The following is a 19,109-nucleotide window of genomic DNA, read 5'->3' on the forward strand; positions in this document are numbered from 1 at the left end:
CGTTGGCCGTTACGCCGCAAGTTCCGCCTGCCCGGTCTTGGCGCCGGTGATGTAGGAGACGATATCGTTGCCGTCGGTGTCCTGCTTGCGCAAATTGGCGACGATGCGGCCGCGCCGGAAAACGACGATGCGGTCGACCAGGTCGAACACCTGGCGCATGTTGTGAGAGATCAGGATCAGCGGTTCGCCATTCTCCTTCAGCGTGCGGATGATGTTTTCGACCTGCATCGTCTCCTGCACGCCGAGTGCCGCCGTCGGCTCATCCATGATGATGAGCTTGGAAGCAAAGGTCGCGGTTCTGGCAATTGCTACGCACTGGCGCTGGCCGCCCGACATGTGGCGGATAGTATTGGAAAGATTGGGGATCTTGACCGCTGTCCGGACCAAGGCTGCCTCGGTCGCCTTGCGCATGAACTTGCGATCGAGGATCGAGAAGGGCCCGAGATTGAAAAGCACCCGCTCGCGGCCGAGGAACAGGTTCGACGGCACGTCGAGGTCGTCGGCGAGCGCCAGGTTCTGGAACACCGTCTCGATGCCCGCCTCGCGGGCTTCGATGGGGCCGGCAAAATTCACTTCCTTGCCGTCGAACCACATCCTGCCGCTGGTGCGCTGCTCGACGCCGGTGATCTGGCGTACGAAGGTCGATTTGCCAGCGCCGTTGTCGCCCATGATGGCGACATGCTCGCCCTTGCGCAGCTCGAAGTTGGCACCCTCCAGCGCATGGACGCCGCCATAATACTTGGTCAGGTTTTCGGTCTTCAGGACGATGTCTGACATGATCAAGCCCTCATCGCCCGCAGGCGTTGGCGCCACTGGTCGAGTACGACTGCGCCGACGATGATCACGCCTTTGACCATCTCCTGATAATAGGCGTCGAGGCGCAGAAAGGTGAAGCCGGAGATGATGACGCCGAAGATCAGCGAGCCGATCACTGTCCCGATAATCGAACCGCGGCCGCCCGACAGCGAGACGCCGCCGATAACCGCCATGGCGATCGCGTCGAGCTCGTACATTACACCCATGCCGGCCTGGGCGGTGAGATTCTTGGAGCTCAGCACCACGGCGGCGAGCGCGGCGAGGACGCCGGCAATGACGTAGACGAGGATCTTGTGGTTGGCGATGTTGATGCCGGACATGCGCGCGGCGTCCTCATTGGAGCCGATTGCATAGCAGTGCTTGCCATATTTGGTGTAACTCAGGATCAGCTGGAACAGCACTGCGAGCGATATGAAAATGATGACCGGCATCAGCCCCTTGCCAATGGCGGCGAAACTCTCGGTCGGAAACGAGATCGGCTGCCCCTTTGACCACCATTTGGCGATGCCGCGCGCGGTGACCATCATGCCGAGCGTGGCGATGAACGGCGGGATGCGCGTGTAGGCGATCAAAGCGCCGTTGACCAGGCCGGCCAGCAGGCCGCAGCCGATCGCGACCAGCACGGGCACGATCACCGGCAGGTCGGTCCAGCCCTGCGCGATGAACATCGCCTTCGGGTTCGGGTTGCCATTGACGGTCGCCACCTGGGCGAAGCTCATGGCTATCATCGCCGTGGCGCCGACGATCGAACCTGAGGACAGGTCGATGCCGCCGGTAATGATCACCTGCGTCACGCCGATGGCAATGATGCCGACTATCGACACCTGCAGGATGATGATCTGCAGGCGCGCTTCGTTGAAGATCGCATCGATATTGTCGCGGGTGTTGAACAGGAAGCTGTCGCCCAGGAAAACCCGGCCGATCAGCTCGAAAGCGCCGACCAGGATGACGAGCGCCAGGAAGACGTTGAATTCGGCCGGCCATGCGCGCCGCTTCGCATCATAGCTGAGCCCGCCGACGCCGTGAGATGTCTGTGCCAATCGTGCTTCCTCCGTCAGCCACGGTCTCCACTCGGCGCTGTTCAGGCCGAGAGGGAAAAAGCGGAGCGGCGCTGTCTTACCTTGGCGCGCCGCTCCGTATCGGACAGGTCCGCCTCAGTTCTTCTTCAGGAACTTGTCGATATTTGCCGGCGTGACCAGCTGGAACGGGATGTAGACCTTGTGCTCGACCTTCTCGCCCTTCGCCAGCTTGAGCGCTGCGTCAAGCGCGCCGGCACCCTGGCCGGCCGCGTCCTGGAACACCGTCGCATCGAGGTCGCCCGCCTGCATCGCGGCAAGCGCATCCTGGGTAGCGTCGACCCCGCCGACGACAACCGACTTCATGTCGATGTTGGCGGCCTTCATCGCCTGGATGGCGCCGATGGCGCTTTCGTCATTATTGGCGATGACGCCGTCGAACGGCTTGCCGGTCGACAGCCAGTTGGTCATCAGGTTCTGCGCTTCTTCGCGCTTCCAGTTCGACGTCTGCTTGTCGATGATCTTGATGAAGCTGCACTCCGGCGTGGCGATCACGTCGTCAATGTCCTTGGTGCGCTGCACCGCTGCCTGATTCGACAGCTCGCCCATGATCACATAGACGTTGGCTTCAGTCTTGCCGGCCTCCTTGAACAGGCGGCAGACCTCCTTGGTCTCGAGCGTGCCGGAATCGGCTTCGTTCGAGGCGACGAAGGCCTGGTTTTCGGGCAGCGTGTCGACGTTGACCGGCTCGCGATTGACATAGACCAGTGGAATCTTGGCAGCGGCGGCTGCGTCCGACATCGCCTGAGTCGCCGAGGTGTCGACCGGGTTGACGATGATGGCGTCGACGCCTGAGGCGGCGAAGTTCTTGATCTGGTCGAGTTGCTTGGCGACGTCGTTCTGCGCATCCTCCACCTGCAGCTCGACGCCGTCCATGCCCTTGGCCTGTTCAATCATGCCGTTGCGCAGCACTGTGAGAAAATTGTCGTCGAACAACGCCATCGACACGCCGATCTTGGCAGCAAAGGCGGACGAACTCATCAGCGCCGCGAACGCGACGCCCAAAAGCAGTTTTTTCATTTTATTTCTCCTCCACATTGGTGTCCGGCTGCACCGATCTACCCGGAATCCCCGATCTCGCAGGGAATTCTCTCCCGATTGCCATTTTTAGTTCCGGAGGCATTTGCCTGAAACAGATCTTCCGGAACGAAAGAACCAAAATTCTCAGTTGGTGAAATATTTATTCCATTTCGCTTGGGCGTCAAGCGAGATTTCGCCATGAGGAATGGATTTTCGGCATTTCGAGCGCTTTTAGACGGACGCTAACGCAAGCCAGGCCTGAAAGCGTTCTGATAGATTACATCATGTCTGCCGCCGATGACCGCGACGTCAGATGTTTTCCGGCAGATAAATGTCGAAGGGCAGAAAGGTCTGGCCCGGCGCATTCGCAGCGCCGGTCTCGATGGCATGCGCCATCAGCCCGACAAGCTCGCGGCAAAGCGCCGCCAGTGGCGTCGAGATCACCATGGTCAGGAAATTATCTGCCAGCGCCGCGCGGGAGTCGGGCGTGATCTCGTTGCAGACGACCGCCGGCATCTCAGCCGGCTTTGCCTCCCTCAGCGCCGAGATCGCGCCTTCCATGCCGCCACCGGCGACATAGCAACCGGCGAGATCAGGGTGGCGGGCCAGAAGCTCGATCATTGCATCATGCGTGATCTGGTTCGCTTCCAGATTGACCAACGTCTCGAGGAGAGTGAATTCCGGCGCCTGCTCGCGAAAGAAGGAGCGAAAACCGATCTCGCGAAGCTCATGGCCATGGAAGCGATGGCTGCCGACGAACAGGGCAACCTTGCCAGGTCTCTTCGCGGCCTTCGAGATCATCCAGGCAGCGGTGCGGCCGACCTTGCGATTGTCCAGGCCAACATAGCCCTCGCGAATACCGGACGCAAAGTCGGAAAGCAGGGAGAACACCGGTACGCCATTGGCTTTGAGAGCCTCGACGGCGACCGTCAGCGTCGGGTGATCAGGCCCGACCAGGGCGACGGCCCTGGATTTGGCGGCCAGCTTGCGCATCCGCTCGACGATCTCGTCCGGCGCCAGCGAAGCGGCGAAGTCGATGGTGGCCACGCCGCGAAAGCGCGGCGACTGCGATACCGCCAGTTCAAGCTCGCGGGCAAATTCACTGTAGAAGACGTCCTCCCGTCTCAACAGCAGGAACCCGAGCCGGTATTCGGGCAATTCATGGCGCATCCGCTGCTTGATCAATCCGGCTGCGTGATAACCGATGCTGGTCGCGGCCTCATAGACGCGGCGCGCGGTTTCCTCGCGCACCGGCAAGCGGTTGTTCAGCACCCGGTCGACGGTGGCAACGCTGACCCCCGAAATGCGCGCCAGGTCGGTGATCGTCGGCCGTTTCGCCATCGCTGCCTCATTCCACTGTTTGGCCCTTTTACACCATTCTGATGGAAAATGATAGAAACTATCTTTGTGATATTGAGCCTATCAGGGCTCGGCGTTATTTTGAACGCTGACCGAATATGATCGAGGCCTCCGCTATGGTGGATATTGGACTCCGAACCGGGAATACGAGCTCCGCAGCGGCGTCCCGACGCGACTATAGCCTGATCGGCCGCGACGCGAAGCTTGCCGTCGAGAGCGGGCTGGCGGCGGCCGAGTGGTATCACACCGACGTGCCGCGCAAGCAGATGAAGGAGCTGATGCAGCGCTCCGACGGCCCGGCGATCCGCGATACCATCGTCTGGCTCGGCGCCATGATCCTCAGCGGCGCCGGCGCCGCCTGGTTCTGGGGCAGCTGGTGGTGCGTGCCGTTCTTCTTCGTCTACGGCGTCCTCTACGGTTCCTCCACCGATTCACGCTGGCACGAATGCGGCCACGGCACCGCTTTCAGGACGCAGTGGATGAACGACGTGGTCTATCAGATCGCCTGCTTCATGATCATGCGCAACCCGGTGACCTGGCGCTGGAGCCACACGCGCCATCATACCGATACCATCATCGTCGGCCGCGATCCGGAGATCTCGGTGATGCGTCCGCCCGATCTGCTGCGCGTGGTGCTCAACTTCGTCGGCATTCTCGACGCCTGGCATGCGATGAGCGACATGCTGCGCAATGCAGCCGGTATCGTCAGTCCGGCCGAAAGAACCTTCATTCCCGACCAGGAGCAGCCGAAGGCAATTCGCATTGCCCGCATCTGGACGACAATCTATGCCGCGACCATTGCGCTGGCGCTCTATACCGGCTCGTTCCTGCCGCTGATGCTGGTCGGTCTGCCCAGGCTTTACGGTGCCTGGCACCATGTCATGGTCGGCCTGCTGCAGCATGGCGGCCTGGCTGAAAACGTCACCGATCACCGGCTCAACAGCCGCACCGTCTACATGAACCCGATAAGCCGCTTCATCTACTGGAACATGAACTACCATGTCGAGCATCACATGTTTCCCATGGTGCCCTATCATGCGCTGCCCAGGCTGCACGAACTGATCAAGCACGATCTGCCGGCGCCGACACCGTCCATCCTGGCCGGCTACCGCGAGATGATACCGGCTTTCCTGCGCCAGCTGCGCAATGAGGATTATTTCATCAAGCGCGAACTGCCGCCGACGGCGAGGCCCTATCGCGAGGATTTCCACAGCGATAACGCTGCTGTTGCGGTGGCTGCTGAATGACAAGCCCATGCCAAGGCATCAAACATCGAGGGACCCGTAAATGAGCGACTGGGTCGAGGCCTGTGACGCCGAGGACATCGACGAAGAGGACGTGATGCGCTTCGACCATGGCGGCCGCACCTTTGCCATCTATCGCAGCCCCGACGACGGGTATTTCGCCACCGACGGGCTTTGCACGCATGAGAAGGTGCATCTGGCCGACGGGCTGGTGATGGACGATATCATCGAATGCCCGAAGCACAATGGCCGCTTCAACTACAAGACAGGGGCTGCCAGGGGCGCGCCGGTCTGCGTCGATCTAAGAACTTATCCGGTCAAAGTCGACGCCGGCAAAGTCCTTGTCCGGATTGGTTGATGATGACGAAGGGAATGGTCATCATTGGCGCCGGCGAATGCGGCGGGCGCGCCGCCCTTGCGCTGCGCGAGCTCGGCTATGATGGCCCGGTGACGCTGGTCGGCGACGAGCCGCATCTTCCCTATGAGCGGCCGCCGCTGTCGAAAGACGCGATGGTTGCCGACGCGCCGCTGCTCAAGGCAATCGCCACCGACGCGATCCTGGCCGAAAGATCGATCAGGCATATCCATTCGGTTCAGGCGGTGGCGATCGACCGCGCGGCGCATGTCGTGCGCCTCTCGGACGGTTCCGTCCTGGCCTACGACAAGCTCCTGCTGGCGACCGGTTCGGTGCCGCGCAAGCTGCCGATGCCGGGCCTTGGCGGGCGCTGCGTCTACCTCCGGACCTTCAACGACGCGCTGGCCATTCGCGCCCATCTCAGCGCCGGAAATCGCATCGCCATCATTGGCGGCGGCTTCATCGGGCTTGAGCTTGCCGCGGCGGCACGCAGACTGGGTGCGGCGGTCACAGTTATCGAGGCGCAGCCGCGCATCTTGATGCGCGGCGTGCCGGCCGAGATCGCTGAGATCATCCATCAGGCGCATGAAGCCGAAGGCGTGAAAATCCTGTGCGGCGAGGGCATCGCCGCCATTGCCGATGATGGCGCCGAAGTGCGCATCGCGCTCGCCGGTGGACACGACATTGTCGCCGATCTTGCCGTGATCGGCATCGGCGCCGTGCCGGTGACCGGACTTGCCGCGGAGGCGGGGCTGACCGTCGACAATGGTGTCGCCGTCGACGCCGAGCTTCGCACCAGCGACCGGGATATCTTTGCCGCCGGCGATTGCTGTTCGTTTCCGCTCGCCATCTATGGCGGCCGGCGCGTGCGGCTCGAAGCTTGGCGCAATGCACAGGAGCAGGGCGCGCTCGCCGCAAGGAATATGCTTGGCGCCGGCGAGTCCCATGCGGCGGTGCCGTGGTTCTGGTCGGATCAGTACGGCCTGACCTTGCAGATCGCCGGCCTGTCGGACGAAGGCCGCAGCATCGTGCGCCGCGACCTCGGCTACGGCGCCTTCATCCTGTTCCACCTCGCCGAGGACGGCAGGCTGGTTGCGGCAAGCGGCATCGGCCCAGGCAACGCGGTCGCCCGCGACATAAGGCTGGCCGAGATGCTGATTGCAAAGCAGGCAAGGCCGGCGCCGGAAGCGCTAGTCTCGCAGGCGGTCAAATTAAAATCGCTGCTGGCGGCTTGATCCGCCGCGTGGATAATTGGCCGAACGCGTTCGGCTAAAACAGCGCTTTCAGCTCCGGCAGCTTGTCGTTGACCAGCCAGCCATAGTAATTTTCCTCGGGCAGTTTTTCCGGCTCGCCCGCAGCGCGGCGCTTGTCGTTCTCGGCCTTCAGCGCATAGGCGCGCTGTTCGGGGTTGCCGACATTGTAGAGCGTCGACGTGATGCCGGGATTGCCTGAGATGTCGAAGCCGGCAATGCTTCTATAGGCGTCGATCGACTTCCTTATCGTCGCCGCGACATAAGGCAGTGTCAGGTCAGGGTCCATGATCGTCTTGTAGACCGCATTGGGGTCACCGACGTCGAGTTCCGGCAGGCCGGAAACCTTGTGCACGAGATCGCTCATCTGCAGTGCCGTCAGCGGATTGAGCTGGCCAAGGCCAAAAGTCTGGCCGGCATAATAAGGCTGGAAGAAAGTGGCGCCGAAGCGGTCGTTGGGAAAGCTCTCGCCGTTGACGGTTTTGCCGCGGAACGACCGGTTCCACACCTGTTCGCGGCACTCCCACAGATCGTAGCTGTCGGACTTCCCTGCGCATTTCGCAAATTGCGGCCGTTGCACGAAATCGGTGATGTCCTCGCCATCGTAGGCAAAGGAGAGCTTGCTCGACAGATACGAGATCGCCTTGACGTAATAGGTCTGCAGCCGGTCATAGGCATCGACATTATAGGTATGCTCGCCGACGATGGCTCCAACGATATGCATTGGGTCGATGTCATAGGCCGCGGCTGCCTGCTTGATCTTACCGCGCAGCTCGGCATCGTTCTGGAGCAGCGCAAAGACTTTGCGGTATTTCGCCTGGAAGGTGGTGTTGGTCGCCTGGGTGCGCCGGCTCGAAGCGCCCGGTATGTCGGGCTGCTCGGTGTTGCGGTTGCCCGGCGGCACCATCGTTGCCGCTTGTGCGGCGAACATGGCTGCCGCCAGCGTCAGCCCCAAAATGACGAGGATTAGTTTTTTCATGCGCCGCCGCCCAAATAGTCGCCGGCAAACTAGGTAATGCTCCACCGGGAGTCGAGAGACGCCTGCACCCGACGGGACGAAAGCTTGCCGGATGCTTCCATTTGGCCACACATCGGGAATGCTGGGCCAAATTGGGGAGGCCGGGAGCAATTCCCCGACCCTCTTCGAGAATGAAGCGTCTCCTACAGGATGAAACGCGACAAGTCCGTGTTTCTGGAGAGGTCGCCGACATGCTTCTCGACATAGGCGGCATCGATTGTCACCGAGGTGCCGTTGCGGTCCGGCGCGTCATAGGAGATTTCGTCCAGCACCCGTTCCATCACCGTCTGCAGCCGCCTGGCGCCAATATTCTCGACGCTGGCGTTGAGGTCCACGGCGATGCCGGCCAACGAATCGATGGCGTCGTCGGTGAAGACCAGATCGACGCCTTCGGTCTTCATCAGCGCAATATACTGCTTGATCAGGCTGGCTTCGGTCTCGGTGAGGATGCGGACGAAATCGCCCTTCTCCAGCGCCCGCAGCTCGACGCGGATCGGCAGGCGGCCCTGCAATTCCGGCAGCAGATCGGAGGGCTTGGCGACGTGGAACGCACCCGAGGCGATGAACAGGATGTGGTCGGTCTTCACCGGTCCGTATTTGGTCGCAACCGTGGTGCCTTCGACCAGCGGCAGCAGGTCGCGCTGCACACCTTCACGCGAAACACCGGCACCGATGCCGCCTTCGCGCGAGGCGATCTTGTCGATCTCGTCAAGGAAGACAATGCCGTCGTTCTCGGTCGATTCGAGTGCCCTGCGCACCACCTCGTCCTGGTCGAGCAGCTTGTCGGACTCGTCGCTGATCAACAGCCCGTAGGACTCCTTGACGGTCGTCTTGCGCATCTTGGTCTTCTGGCCGCCCATTGCCTTCGACAGCATGTCGTTGATGTTGAGCACGCCGATATTGGCGCCCGGCATGCCGGGGATCTCGAAGCCGGGCATGCCGCCATTGCCGGTATCGGCCACTTCGATCTCAATCTCCTTGTCGTCGAGCTCGCCGTCGCGCAGCTTCTTGCGGAAACTGTCACGGGTGGCCGGGCTCGCCGTCTTGCCGACAAGCGCTTCGAGCACCCGTTCCTCGGCGTTGATGTGGGCACGCGCCTTGACGTCCTCGCGCATCTTCCCGCGCACCAGCCCGATGGCGATCTCGACCAGGTCGCGGATGATCTGCTCGACATCGCGGCCGACATAACCGACCTCGGTGAACTTGGTGGCTTCGACCTTGACGAAAGGCGCACCGGCAAGGCGTGCCAGGCGGCGCGAAATCTCGGTCTTGCCGACGCCGGTCGGGCCGATCATCAGGATATTCTTCGGCATCACCTCTTCGCGCATCTGGCCCTCGAGCTGCTGGCGGCGCCAGCGGTTGCGCAAGGCAATCGCCACGGCACGCTTGGCGTCTTTCTGGCCGATGATGAAGCGGTCGAGTTCCGAAACGATTTCGCGAGGAGAGAAGGTGCTCATGTCACTAAATTCCACTTTGCCACTGCCGAATGAACTCGAACGGATGCAGCAGCATGATCACGTTGAGTGTCAGATTGTCCCGGATGAGATAGCCGACACCGAATTCGAAGATGAGGGCGAGGGTTACGACCACCCATATAGGAAGCCTTCGCGCCATGACAAACCCCAGCACCATGGCCAGCGTATCCGACACCGAATTGATGATGCTGTCGCCATAATAGTCGAGCGAGATCGTGCCGGCGCGATAGCGATCGATGATGAAAGGGCTGTTCTCGAGCAGCTCCCAGCCGCCCTCTATAACCACCGCAAAGGCCAGCCTGAGCCCGATCGGCGAGCGCGGGAAAACGAACCACGCCAGCGCATAGAACAGGAAGCCGTGAATGATGTGCGAGAAGCTGTACCAGTCCGAAATATGCTGGGAATTCTCCGAGCTTTGCACAATGCCGTGCCACAGCTTGACGTAGCCGCAGGTACAGATCGGCGTCCGCCCCATGCCGTAGAGGACCCCGGCCTGGAAGATGACCAGGCCGAGAACCAGCAGAAGCCCCATTCGCCAACTGTCGTAGTAGGCCGAGACGGTTTTGTCGCTGGATACGCTCATGCTGCTATTGCCCCTCTTCTGCGTCACCCTGTCCGGCATCACCCTCTGGGGCATCAATCGCCATCAGCACGGCATCGCCATATTCCGACTTCCTGCGATCGATAGCCGTGAAACCGGCCTTTTCATAGGCACGGATAGCCCGTGCATTGGCGGGTTCCGGGTCGATGATGACGCGCGGCGTACCTTCCTCGAAAAGCTGCTCGACGAACTGCCGGACGATCGCCGAGCCGTGGCCGACCCCGACAAGCTCCGGCACGCCGATCGACAGATCGATGCCGAGCGTGCCGAACGGCTGGTCGCTATAGGGATGGCCGTCCTCCAGATGCGGATCGTAGCTCTGCAAATAGCCGATGGGCTTTCCGTCGAGCTCGATAATCAGCGGCTCGACCGAAATGCTGTCGATATGCTCGCGGATCTCCGCAATCTCGGTCTCTGGGTCGTTCCACCATTCGGCGACATGCGGCTCGGCAAGCCAGCCGGCGATCATCGGCAGGTCCCTCTGGGTCACCGGCCGAAAACCATAGCGGAGGCTCCGCTCAGGCGGCATCGAGGGTTTCGACGACGAAGTTGTTGTTGGTGTAGACGCAAATGTCTGACGCGATCTGCATCGCCTTGCGGGCGATCTCCTCTGCGCCCTTGTCGCTGTCCACCAGCGCGCGTGCCGCTGCCAGCGCGTAATTGCCGCCCGAGCCGATGGCCATGACGCCAAATTCGGGCTCCAGCACGTCGCCGGTGCCGGTCAGCGCCAGCGACACCGACTTGTCGGCCACCAGCATCATCGCTTCCAGCCGCCGCAAATAGCGGTCGGTGCGCCAGTCCTTGGCAAGCTCGACGCAGGCGCGTGTCAGCTGGTCGGGATATTGTTCGAGCTTGGCTTCAAGCCGCTCGAGCAGAGTGAAGGCATCGGCGGTGGCGCCGGCGAAACCGGCAATGACGTTGCCGCCCTTGCCGATGCGGCGCACCTTCTTGGCGTTGCCCTTCATGATGGTCTGGCCGAGGCTGACCTGGCCGTCGCCGGCGATCACCACTTTGCCGCCCTTGCGCACGGTCAGGATGGTCGTGGCATGCATGGTCAGTTCATTCGACATTTTCTGCTCCGATCAGCACCGATCCCATCAAGGCGATTGGCGCGTTACGAGTGATTTGATCGGCCATATGTATGTATAGGCCGGATGATTGCAAACCGGCCATCCACCGGGTCGGATCGGGCTCCGCAGCGGTAACTGGCAATCGCCGGATCATGCTGCTAGAAGGCTTTCGTTTTCAGGCATGTGAACGCCTGAATCGTGCAAAATCTGAGACAAGGATGAGGTCATGGCGCCCCGTTCCGCCGAGATAAGTCGCAAGACCAGGGAAACCGACATCGCCGTATCGGTTCAGGTCGACGGCTCGGGCAAATCCGACATTTCGACGGGCGTCGGCTTCTTCGACCATATGCTGGACCAGTTGTCGCGCCATTCGCTGATCGACATGACCGTGAAGGCCAAGGGCGACCTGCACATAGACGACCACCACACGGTCGAGGATACGGGCATTGCGCTCGGCCAGGCGCTGGCCAAGGCATTGGGCGAGCGGCGCGGCATCATGCGCTACGCCTCGATCGATCTCGCCATGGACGAGACACTGACGCGGGCGGCAATCGATGTCTCCGGCCGGCCTTTTCTGGTCTGGAATGTTTCATTCTCGTCGCCGAAGATCGGTACGTTCGACACCGAGCTGGTGCGCGAATTCTTCCACGCGCTGGCGCAGAATGCCGGCATCACGCTGCATGTCACCAATCATTACGGCGCCAACAACCACCACGTCGCCGAGACCTGCTTCAAGGCCGTGGCGCGTGCGCTGCGTTCGGCGCTTGAGCGCGACCCGCGCCAGCCGGACGCGGTTCCCTCCACCAAGGGATCCCTGAAAGGATAGCGTCATGGCCATCTATGTCGTGATGGAGCCGCCAGGCCGCAGCGAAAGCGTGGACACTACCTTTATCCGTGACGGCTTTGCCTGGCTCGGCTTCTTGGTGCCGCCGCTGTGGCTGGCCTGGCACCGGCTGTGGGTCGAGGCGGCATTGGCGTTTGTCGCCATGGGCCTGCTCTCGATGCTGGGCGAAAGGCTGGACCTGGAAACAGCCGGCTCGCTTTTATCCCTGCTTGTCATGCTCTTTGTCGGACTGGAAGGGCAGGGCTTGCGGATCGCAGCCCTGCGCCGTCGCGGCTGGCATGAATGGGGCGTGGTCGAGGCCGACAGGCTCGACGACGCAGACGTCCGCTATGCATTGGAAGCCGATGCTCAGTCGGCTGAACAACCGACGGTGCAACGCATCGTCCCAGACGCAGCACATGCCCGGTCGGCGCAGATGGGCCTGGCGCTGGGGCTGAACCATATTCCGGGAAAGCCCTGAGATGAGGGTGGCGATCATCGATTACGGGTCGGGCAATCTGCGCTCGGCCACCAAGGCCTTCGAGCGTGCCGCGCATGAAGCCGGCATTGCCGCCGCGATCGAACTCACCGCCGATGCCGAGCGGGTCAGGACCGCCGACCGCATCGTCCTGCCCGGCGTCGGTGCCTATGCCGATTGCGCCGCTGGACTGCGTGCGGTCGCCGGCATGTGGGAAGCGGTCGAGGAGGTGGCGATCGCCAAGGCTCGGCCGTTCCTCGGCATCTGCGTCGGCATGCAGCTGATGTCGGAGCGAGGCCTGGAAAAGACCGTCACAAAGGGCTTTGGCTGGATCGCCGGCGACGTCAAGGAGATCACGCCGGCCGATCCGACACTGAAGATCCCGCAGATCGGCTGGAACACGATTGACCTGAAGCGCAAGCATCCGCTGTTTTCCGGCATTGCGACGGGTGGCAAGGGACTGCACGCCTATTTCGTCCACTCCTACCATCTCGATGCACGGAAGGAGGATGAGGTGCTGGCGGTTGCCGACTATGGCGGCCCGGTAACGGCCGCTGTCGCCCGCGACAACCTAGCCGGAACGCAGTTCCACCCCGAGAAGAGCCAGGCGCTGGGCCTGGCGCTGATCACCAATTTCCTAGGCTGGAGGCCCTGAACCATGAGCAAGAAGGGCTATTGGATGGCAATGGTCGATGTCCACGATCCCGAGATCTACAAGCAGTACATCGAGGCCAATGCCGCGGCTTTCGCGAAATACGGCGCGAAGTTCCCGGTGCGCGCCGGGCGGTACACCAGCCCGGAAGGACCGGCAGGCAATCGCCACGTGCTGGTGGAATTCGAATCCTATGAAAAGGCGCTGGAATGCTACGGCTCGCCTGAATACCAGGAGGCCTTGAAGTACAGGCTCGCCGGCTCGACCGGCCACTTTGTCATCGTCGAAGGCGCCTGAAGGTGTTTCTGTTTCCGGCGATAGACCTCAAGGACGGCAAATGCGTGCGCCTCAGGCATGGCGACATGGCGACCGCCACCATCTACAATGACGATCCCGCCGCTCAGGCGCGCACTTTCGAAGAGCAGGGCTTCGAATGGTTGCACGTCGTCGACCTCAACGGCGCCTTCAAGGGCCAGAGCGTCAACAGCGCCGCGGTCGGCGCCATCCTGAAGGCGACGAGCAATCCGGTGCAGCTCGGCGGCGGCATCCGCACCCTGGCGCAGATCGAGGACTGGCTCGACCGTGGGCTGGCCCGCGTCATTCTTGGCACCGTGGCGGTGCGCGATCCGGATCTGGTCAGGCAGGCCTGCAAGGCATTCCCGGGCAAGATCGCCGTCGGCATCGACGCCAAGGGCGGCAAGGTCGCGGTCGAAGGCTGGGCTGAAGCCTCGAGCCTCGGCGTCATTGAACTGGCGAGGAAATTCGAGGGTGCCGGCGTCGCCGCCATCATCTACACCGATATCGACCGCGACGGTGTGCTGACCGGCATCAACTGGGACGCCACCATCGATCTCGCCGACGCGGTGTCGATCCCGGTTATCGCCTCGGGCGGGCTCGCCTCGATCGCCGACATCGTGCGCATGACCATGCCCGATGCCCGCAAGCTCGAAGGTGCGATCTCCGGACGCGCCCTCTACGACGGCCGCATCGACCCGGCCGAGGCATTGGCGATCCTGCGTGGCAAACCGATGGCAGGGGTGTGAAACGTGAAGGTCTCGATTATCGTTGCTCCCTACGACAGCGGGCACTATCACGAAGGGTGCGGCCAGGGGCCGGACGCCATCATCGGCGGTGGGCTGGTCGAAGCCCTGACCGTGGCTGGCCATGACGTCGCCGTCGAAGATATCGGCAAGGTCGGAGACGAGCAGGGGCGCGAAATTGCAACCGGCTTCGCCGTCTGCAACGCCATCGCGACCAAGGTTAACCTCGCCCGCGATGGAGGACGCTTCCCCATTATCCTTGCTGGAAATTGCCTGACCGCCGCCGGTGCGGTCGCCGGCGAAGTTGCGGATTCGATCATCTGGATCGACCAGCATGGCGATCTCAACACGCCGGAGACGTCCTCCTACGGCTTTCTCGACGGCATGGCGCTGGCGGCGACGCTCGGGCTCTGCTGGCATCCGATGGCGGCAGCAATTCCGGGGTTCCGGCCGATAGACCCGGCGCGCTGCATGCTGGTCGATGCCCGCGACCTCGATCCCGACGAAAAGCGACTGCTGGAAACTTTGCCGATCGTGCGCACCGAATGTGCCGGTGCACTCGATATGATCGGAAAGCTCACGGCGACAGGGACTGTGCGGGCGCATCTGCATCTCGACCTGGATGTCCTCGATCCGGATGTGTTGCAGGTGAACCGCTACGCGCACCCGGGCGGCCCGAGTCCGGAACAGCTACGGCAGCTTGCCTGCGGACTGGCCAGGTCAATCCCAATCGTCGGCGTGACGCTCTCGGCCTACGACCCGGCCTTTGATTCCCAGTCCGAAGTTCCGCCCGTCGTCGGCCAGCTGCTTGTCGACTTTCTTGCGGCGATCGAGAGGATCTGATGCTGAAAGCCCGCGTCATCCCCTGTCTCGACGTCAAGAACGGCCGTGTCGTCAAGGGCGTCAATTTCGTCGACCTGGTCGATGCCGGCGATCCCGTCGAAGCGGCAAAAGCCTATGACGCGGCCGGCGCCGACGAGCTCTGCTTTCTCGACATCACCGCCTCGTCGGAAAACCGCGAGACCATTTTCGATGTCATCGCCCGCACCGCCGAACAATGTTTCATGCCGCTGACCGTTGGCGGTGGCGTCCGTCAGATCGCCGACATCAGGAAGCTGCTACTGGCCGGCGCCGACAAGGTGTCGATCAACACGGCGGCGGTGAAGACCCCAAATTTTGTCGCCGAGGCTGCCGACAAATTCGGCAACCAGTGCATCGTCGTCGCCATCGATGCCAAGAAAGTGTCCGCTGCGAGCGAGGCTGATCGCTGGGAGATATTCACCCATGGCGGCCGCGAGAAGACCGGCATCGACGCCGTCGAGTTCGCTCGGCGGGTGGTCGATCTCGGCGCCGGCGAGATCCTGCTAACATCGATGGACCGCGACGGCACCAAGGCCGGCTATGACATAGCCCTTACCCGCGCGGTCGCCGATGCCGTACGCGTGCCGGTCATCGCTTCCGGTGGCGTCGGCACGCTCGACCACCTTGTCGAAGGCATTCGCGACGGCCATGCCGGCGCGGTGCTGGCGGCGTCGATCTTCCATTTCGGCACCTACAGCATCGCCGAAGCCAAGCTGCACATGGCTCAGGCCGGACTGCCGATGCGGCTGGACTCGCCGGGTAATCGGTCCTAGAGCCTTTCCGGCTAAGAAGAGGCTGTAAACGCCGTCATGACCGAGTTCTCGCTCTCCGATCTGGAGAAGATCATTGGCGAACGCGCACGTTCCGGCGATCCGGATTCGTGGACGGCCAAGCTCTTTCAGCGCGGCATGAGCAAGGCAGCGCAGAAACTCGGCGAAGAGGCGGTCGAAACGGTGATCGCAGCCGTCAGCGCCGACCGGGACGCGCTTGTTTCGGAAAGCGCCGATCTCATTTATCATTGGCTTGTCGTTCTCGGCATAGCGGACATTCCGCTGAGCGATGTGCTCAACGAGCTTGAACGCCGCACCGGTCGTTCGGGCATCGCCGAAAAGGCGTCTCGGCTGGACCGGGGCTGATCGCTGCGGAGGAACTCGATGGACCAGCTCGCTCCTACCGAGAAGTATTCACCCTATCGTTTCTTCTCGGCCGAGCAATGGTCGCGGTTCCGCGCCGATACGCCGATGACGCTCACCGAGGACGAGGTCCGTCGTCTGCGGTCGCTGAACGATCCGGTCGATCTCCACGAGGTCGAGCGCATCTATCTTTCGATGTCGCGGCTGTTGTCGGCTCATGTCGAAGCCAGTCAACTCCTGTTCAGGCAGCGCCAGGCCTTCTTCAACGCGCTGGACGCGGCCAAGACACCGTTCATCATCGGCATTGCCGGTTCCGTGGCGGTCGGCAAATCGACCACGGCGCGCGTGCTAAAGGAGCTGCTGGCGCGCTGGCCGTCGAGTCCCAAGGTCGACCTGGTCACCACCGACGGTTTCCTGCTGCCGAACGAAATCCTGCGCCGCAACAATTTGATGGAGCGCAAGGGCTTTCCGGACAGCTACGACGTCGGCGCGCTGCTGCGCTTCCTGTCTGGCATCAAATCGGCGCAGCGCAACGTCCGCGCGCCGGTCTATTCGCACCTGACCTATGACGTCATTCCGGGCGAGTTCCAGACCATCGACCGGCCCGACATCCTGATCTTCGAAGGCATCAATGTCCTGCAGCCGGGCAAGCTGCCCAAGGACGGCAAGATCGTGCCTTTCCTGTCGGATTTCTTCGACTTCGCCATCTATATCGATGCCGAGGAGGCGCTGATCCATCACTGGTATATCGCCCGCTTCATGCGGCTGCGCGAAACCGCCTTCCGCGACCCGGCCTCCTTCTTCCACCGCTATTCGCAACTTTCCGAGGATGCGGCCCGCGCCATCGCCGAGGGCCTGTGGACCAACATCAACCTGAAGAATCTGCGCGAGAATATATTGCCGACCCGCGCCCGTGCCGATCTCATCCTGCGCAAGGGCGCCAACCATCTGGTCGAGGAAGTGGCGCTTAGGAAACTGTGAAATCCCGGGACATTCCTTAAAGTCATCTTAACCCAGTCTTTCTATTGTCGGGCCTGATCTGCGGGCTCGGCAAACAAATGAATGCGCCATTCCTAAACATCGATCAGCCGGCAGCTGACCGCATCGCACGTCCGGGCAGCGGCGGCGCAACGATTGCCCTGATCGTGCCTGTCCACAATGAGGAAGGCGCAATTGCTCCATTCCTGAAGGCGGTATGCGAAAGCACCGCGCCGCTGAAGGACAAAGGCGTTGCCCTCGAGTTCATCTTCGTCAACGACGGCAGCAGCGATACGACGCTCGAAAAGCTGATCGAAGCCCAACAAACCGATCCACGCATCCACGTAATCGACCTTTCACGCAATTTCGGCAAGGAAGCCGCGATGACCGCGGGGCTCGACAGCTGCGATGCCGATGCAGCGATTCCGATGGATGTCGATATGCAGGATCCGCCGCATGTCATTCCGCTGCTTGTGGAAAAGTGGCGCGAGGGTTTTGAGGTTGTTCTGGCCAAGCGAGCCAATCGGTCGAGCGACAGCTTTCTCAAGCAGCGCTCCGCCTCGATGTTCTACCGCGTTCACAACTGGATCGCGCAGCAGAAGATCCCGCACGATGTCGGCGACTTCCGTTTGATCGACCGCCAGGTCATCCAGGCGCTGCGGTCTTTGCCCGAACGCCGTCGTTTCATGAAGGGCCTGTTCGCCTGGGTCGGGTTCCGCACCGCAAGCGTCGAATATGTCCGCGATCAGCGCATCGCCGGCCAGTCGAAATTCTCCGGCTGGAAGCTGTGGAACTTCGCGCTCGAAGGCATCACCAGCTTCTCCACCGCTCCGCTTGAAATCTGGACCTATGTCGGCGCGACGATTTCCGCGCTGTCGTTCCTCTACGGCCTGCTGATCGTCGCCAAGACAATGATCTTTGGCGTTGATGTGCCCGGCTACGCCTCCCTGCTGGTCAGTGTTCTTTTCCTTGGCGGCATCCAGTTACTCGGCATCGGCATCATCGGACAATACCTCGGCAGGGTCTACGCCGAGATCAAGCAGCGTCCGATCTACATCGTGCGCCGCAAATATGAGGGAATGAGCTGATGGAGATCGACGCCTACCGACAGATGGCCGCCACCGAAGACGAGCATTGGTGGTTCTGCGGGCGTCGCGCCATCGCCGAGGCGGTCATTCGCAGCATCGGCCTGCCTGAAAACGCGCGCATCGTCGAGATCGGCGCCGGCACCGGCGGCAACATCCGGATGCTGGAGCAGTTCGGCGCAGTGACGGCAGTCGAGATGAGCGATCTCGCGCGCAGGATTGCCTGGGAAAAGACCGGCCGCGACTTCCTCGCCGGACATCTGCCGGACAACATTCCTGTCGCGCCGCAAAGCTGCGACCTCGTCTGCCTGTTCGACGTGCTGGAGCATGTCGCCGAAGACGAGGCGTCGCTTGCCGCGATCCGCCAAGTGCTGAAACCGGGCGGCAGCGTGGTCCTCACTGTGCCCGCACACCAATGGTTGTGGAGCACGCATGATGTGGGGCTGCATCATATGCGGCGCTATTCACGCAATCTGCTGCGTGAACGAATCGAAAGGGCTGGTTTCGCGATCGACCGGCTGAGCTACACAAATGCCGCGCTCTTCCCGGTAGCGGCGCTGGCACGACTGGTGGACAGGTTGCGCAAGTCGGCCTTGCCAGCCGGCCATGCCACGCCGCCAAAACCACTGAATGCGGCGATGAAGGCAGTCTTTTCGGCGGAAGGCCGCATCATACCAAATGCAAGCTTGCCCTTCGGGGTTTCGCTGCTGGCGGTATTCCGCAAGGACAGCGCCGTCGAAACCGCTCGCCTCGACGAGAAATTGGCAGCTTGACC

At 62.0% G+C, this 19,109-nt stretch carries 23 protein-coding genes; 14 read left to right on the top strand and 9 right to left on the bottom strand.

Annotated elements, in window-relative coordinates; genetic code table 11:
* Positions 1-9: 9 nt before the first annotated feature.
* The 4 genes from NKJ32_RS02950 to NKJ32_RS02965 all read right to left on the bottom strand — a co-directional run bounded on the left by NKJ32_RS02950 (position 10) and on the right by NKJ32_RS02965 (position 4,253).
* Positions 10-777 (bottom strand): ATP-binding cassette domain-containing protein, encoded by a 768-nt coding sequence (locus NKJ32_RS02950; protein WP_254815918.1) that lies wholly within the window; start codon positions 775-777, stop codon positions 10-12.
* A gap of 2 nt (positions 778-779) precedes the next feature.
* Positions 780-1,856: an ABC transporter permease gene (locus tag NKJ32_RS02955; RefSeq protein ID WP_292655972.1), complete on the bottom strand. Its 1,077-nt coding sequence runs from the start codon at positions 1,854-1,856 to the stop codon at positions 780-782.
* A 114-nt stretch (positions 1,857-1,970) separates the two neighbouring features.
* On the bottom strand, positions 1,971-2,912 hold the full coding sequence (locus tag NKJ32_RS02960) for a sugar ABC transporter substrate-binding protein (protein ID WP_352451673.1): 942 nt from the start codon (positions 2,910-2,912) through the stop codon (positions 1,971-1,973).
* A gap of 309 nt (positions 2,913-3,221) precedes the next feature.
* Positions 3,222-4,253: a LacI family DNA-binding transcriptional regulator gene (locus NKJ32_RS02965; RefSeq protein ID WP_023677522.1), complete on the bottom strand. Its 1,032-nt coding sequence runs from the start codon at positions 4,251-4,253 to the stop codon at positions 3,222-3,224.
* Between the two features lie 137 nt (positions 4,254-4,390).
* Here NKJ32_RS02965 and NKJ32_RS02970 point away from each other — a divergent pair, with 137 nt between their 5' ends.
* The 3 genes from NKJ32_RS02970 to NKJ32_RS02980 are packed head-to-tail and all read left to right on the top strand — an operon-like array spanning position 4,391 to position 7,105.
* Complete coding sequence (locus NKJ32_RS02970) at positions 4,391-5,518, top strand: fatty acid desaturase family protein (RefSeq protein WP_352826778.1); 1,128 nt, start codon at positions 4,391-4,393, stop codon at positions 5,516-5,518.
* A gap of 40 nt (positions 5,519-5,558) precedes the next feature.
* Positions 5,559-5,873 (top strand): MocE family 2Fe-2S type ferredoxin, encoded by a 315-nt coding sequence (locus tag NKJ32_RS02975; protein ID WP_352454826.1) that lies wholly within the window; start codon positions 5,559-5,561, stop codon positions 5,871-5,873.
* A gap of 2 nt (positions 5,874-5,875) precedes the next feature.
* Positions 5,876-7,105, top strand: a complete 1,230-nt coding sequence (locus NKJ32_RS02980) for an NAD(P)/FAD-dependent oxidoreductase (protein ID WP_352635044.1) — start codon at positions 5,876-5,878, stop codon at positions 7,103-7,105.
* Positions 7,106-7,139: 34 nt separating this feature from the next.
* On the opposite strand, the gene NKJ32_RS02985 is transcribed toward NKJ32_RS02980, so the two are convergent.
* The 5 genes from NKJ32_RS02985 to hslV all read right to left on the bottom strand — a co-directional run bounded on the left by NKJ32_RS02985 (position 7,140) and on the right by hslV (position 11,284).
* Positions 7,140-8,099, bottom strand: coding sequence for a DUF1402 family protein (locus NKJ32_RS02985; protein WP_352568496.1), 960 nt, complete (start codon positions 8,097-8,099; stop codon positions 7,140-7,142).
* 182 nt (positions 8,100-8,281) lie between these two features.
* Positions 8,282-9,595, bottom strand: a complete 1,314-nt coding sequence (gene hslU / locus NKJ32_RS02990) for an ATP-dependent protease ATPase subunit HslU (protein WP_352826780.1) — start codon at positions 9,593-9,595, stop codon at positions 8,282-8,284.
* 4 nt (positions 9,596-9,599) lie between these two features.
* The gene (locus NKJ32_RS02995; RefSeq protein WP_352755309.1) at positions 9,600-10,196 is read right to left on the bottom strand and encodes a DUF2585 domain-containing protein; all 597 of its coding nucleotides are present in this window, start codon (positions 10,194-10,196) and stop codon (positions 9,600-9,602) included.
* Positions 10,197-10,200: 4 nt separating this feature from the next.
* Entirely contained in the window at positions 10,201-10,743 is a 543-nt protein-coding gene (locus NKJ32_RS03000; protein ID WP_352755310.1) for a GNAT family N-acetyltransferase, read from the bottom strand.
* Complete coding sequence (gene hslV / locus NKJ32_RS03005; RefSeq protein WP_023677530.1) at positions 10,733-11,284, bottom strand: ATP-dependent protease subunit HslV; 552 nt, start codon at positions 11,282-11,284, stop codon at positions 10,733-10,735. Before hslV ends, NKJ32_RS03000 begins: the two co-directional genes overlap by 11 nt.
* A gap of 226 nt (positions 11,285-11,510) precedes the next feature.
* On the opposite strand from hslV, the gene hisB reads away from it, so the two are divergent.
* From hisB to NKJ32_RS03060, 11 genes are all read left to right on the top strand, one after another.
* Entirely contained in the window at positions 11,511-12,110 is a 600-nt protein-coding gene (gene hisB / locus NKJ32_RS03010) for an imidazoleglycerol-phosphate dehydratase HisB (RefSeq protein ID WP_352590768.1), read from the top strand.
* Positions 12,111-12,114: 4 nt separating this feature from the next.
* Positions 12,115-12,588, top strand: a complete 474-nt coding sequence (locus NKJ32_RS03015) for a DUF2628 domain-containing protein (protein WP_352755312.1) — start codon at positions 12,115-12,117, stop codon at positions 12,586-12,588.
* Position 12,589: 1 nt separating this feature from the next.
* Entirely contained in the window at positions 12,590-13,240 is a 651-nt protein-coding gene (gene hisH / locus NKJ32_RS03020) for an imidazole glycerol phosphate synthase subunit HisH (protein ID WP_352505976.1), read from the top strand.
* Positions 13,241-13,243: 3 nt separating this feature from the next.
* Positions 13,244-13,534 carry a DUF1330 domain-containing protein gene (locus NKJ32_RS03025; RefSeq protein WP_023677534.1) on the top strand — a complete coding sequence of 97 codons (291 nt, stop codon included), beginning with the start codon at positions 13,244-13,246 and terminating at the stop codon, positions 13,532-13,534.
* A 2-nt stretch (positions 13,535-13,536) separates the two neighbouring features.
* Complete coding sequence (gene hisA, locus NKJ32_RS03030; RefSeq protein ID WP_352755313.1) at positions 13,537-14,280, top strand: 1-(5-phosphoribosyl)-5-[(5-phosphoribosylamino)methylideneamino]imidazole-4-carboxamide isomerase; 744 nt, start codon at positions 13,537-13,539, stop codon at positions 14,278-14,280.
* 3 nt (positions 14,281-14,283) lie between these two features.
* Positions 14,284-15,120 (top strand): arginase family protein, encoded by an 837-nt coding sequence (locus tag NKJ32_RS03035; protein ID WP_352697229.1) that lies wholly within the window; start codon positions 14,284-14,286, stop codon positions 15,118-15,120.
* Entirely contained in the window at positions 15,117-15,911 is a 795-nt protein-coding gene (gene hisF, locus NKJ32_RS03040; RefSeq protein ID WP_352755341.1) for an imidazole glycerol phosphate synthase subunit HisF, read from the top strand. Before NKJ32_RS03035 ends, hisF begins: the two co-directional genes overlap by 4 nt.
* Before the next feature lie 36 nt (positions 15,912-15,947).
* Positions 15,948-16,274 (top strand): phosphoribosyl-ATP diphosphatase, encoded by a 327-nt coding sequence (locus tag NKJ32_RS03045; protein WP_254815934.1) that lies wholly within the window; start codon positions 15,948-15,950, stop codon positions 16,272-16,274.
* Between the two features lie 18 nt (positions 16,275-16,292).
* Entirely contained in the window at positions 16,293-17,252 is a 960-nt protein-coding gene (gene coaA, locus NKJ32_RS03050) for a type I pantothenate kinase (RefSeq protein ID WP_023677538.1), read from the top strand.
* 77 nt (positions 17,253-17,329) lie between these two features.
* Positions 17,330-18,337, top strand: a complete 1,008-nt coding sequence (locus tag NKJ32_RS03055) for a glycosyltransferase family 2 protein (protein WP_051406152.1) — start codon at positions 17,330-17,332, stop codon at positions 18,335-18,337.
* Positions 18,337-19,107, top strand: coding sequence for a class I SAM-dependent methyltransferase (locus NKJ32_RS03060; RefSeq protein WP_352576335.1), 771 nt, complete (start codon positions 18,337-18,339; stop codon positions 19,105-19,107). The genes NKJ32_RS03055 and NKJ32_RS03060 overlap by 1 nt, the downstream gene beginning before the upstream one ends.
* The last annotated feature ends 2 nt before the right edge of the window (positions 19,108-19,109 follow it).

Origin of the sequence: Mesorhizobium sp. M0159, assembly GCF_040322295.1 — a bacterium.
Lineage (GTDB): Bacteria > Pseudomonadota > Alphaproteobacteria > Rhizobiales > Rhizobiaceae > Mesorhizobium.

What these genes read in the sequence shown, in the direction of transcription:
- NKJ32_RS03000 (WP_352755310.1), bottom strand. Translation starts at nt 10,743, where the DNA reads ATGCCGCCTGAGCGGAGCCTCCGCTATGGTTTTCGGCCGGTGACCCAG.
- hslV (WP_023677530.1), bottom strand. Translation starts at nt 11,284, where the DNA reads ATGTCGAATGAACTGACCATGCATGCCACGACCATCCTGACCGTGCGC.
- coaA (WP_023677538.1), top strand. Translation starts at nt 16,293, where the DNA reads ATGGACCAGCTCGCTCCTACCGAGAAGTATTCACCCTATCGTTTCTTC.
- NKJ32_RS03055 (WP_051406152.1), top strand. Translation starts at nt 17,330, where the DNA reads ATGAATGCGCCATTCCTAAACATCGATCAGCCGGCAGCTGACCGCATC.
- NKJ32_RS02960 (WP_352451673.1), bottom strand. Translation starts at nt 2,912, where the DNA reads ATGAAAAAACTGCTTTTGGGCGTCGCGTTCGCGGCGCTGATGAGTTCG.
- NKJ32_RS03015 (WP_352755312.1), top strand. Translation starts at nt 12,115, where the DNA reads ATGGCCATCTATGTCGTGATGGAGCCGCCAGGCCGCAGCGAAAGCGTG.
- hslU (WP_352826780.1), bottom strand. Translation starts at nt 9,595, where the DNA reads ATGAGCACCTTCTCTCCTCGCGAAATCGTTTCGGAACTCGACCGCTTC.
- NKJ32_RS02965 (WP_023677522.1), bottom strand. Translation starts at nt 4,253, where the DNA reads ATGGCGAAACGGCCGACGATCACCGACCTGGCGCGCATTTCGGGGGTC.
- NKJ32_RS03025 (WP_023677534.1), top strand. Translation starts at nt 13,244, where the DNA reads ATGAGCAAGAAGGGCTATTGGATGGCAATGGTCGATGTCCACGATCCC.
- NKJ32_RS03060 (WP_352576335.1), top strand. Translation starts at nt 18,337, where the DNA reads ATGGAGATCGACGCCTACCGACAGATGGCCGCCACCGAAGACGAGCAT.
- hisB (WP_352590768.1), top strand. Translation starts at nt 11,511, where the DNA reads ATGGCGCCCCGTTCCGCCGAGATAAGTCGCAAGACCAGGGAAACCGAC.
- NKJ32_RS02985 (WP_352568496.1), bottom strand. Translation starts at nt 8,099, where the DNA reads ATGAAAAAACTAATCCTCGTCATTTTGGGGCTGACGCTGGCGGCAGCC.
- NKJ32_RS02975 (WP_352454826.1), top strand. Translation starts at nt 5,559, where the DNA reads ATGAGCGACTGGGTCGAGGCCTGTGACGCCGAGGACATCGACGAAGAG.
- NKJ32_RS02995 (WP_352755309.1), bottom strand. Translation starts at nt 10,196, where the DNA reads ATGAGCGTATCCAGCGACAAAACCGTCTCGGCCTACTACGACAGTTGG.
- NKJ32_RS02980 (WP_352635044.1), top strand. Translation starts at nt 5,876, where the DNA reads ATGACGAAGGGAATGGTCATCATTGGCGCCGGCGAATGCGGCGGGCGC.
- NKJ32_RS02950 (WP_254815918.1), bottom strand. Translation starts at nt 777, where the DNA reads ATGTCAGACATCGTCCTGAAGACCGAAAACCTGACCAAGTATTATGGC.
- hisH (WP_352505976.1), top strand. Translation starts at nt 12,590, where the DNA reads ATGAGGGTGGCGATCATCGATTACGGGTCGGGCAATCTGCGCTCGGCC.
- NKJ32_RS03045 (WP_254815934.1), top strand. Translation starts at nt 15,948, where the DNA reads ATGACCGAGTTCTCGCTCTCCGATCTGGAGAAGATCATTGGCGAACGC.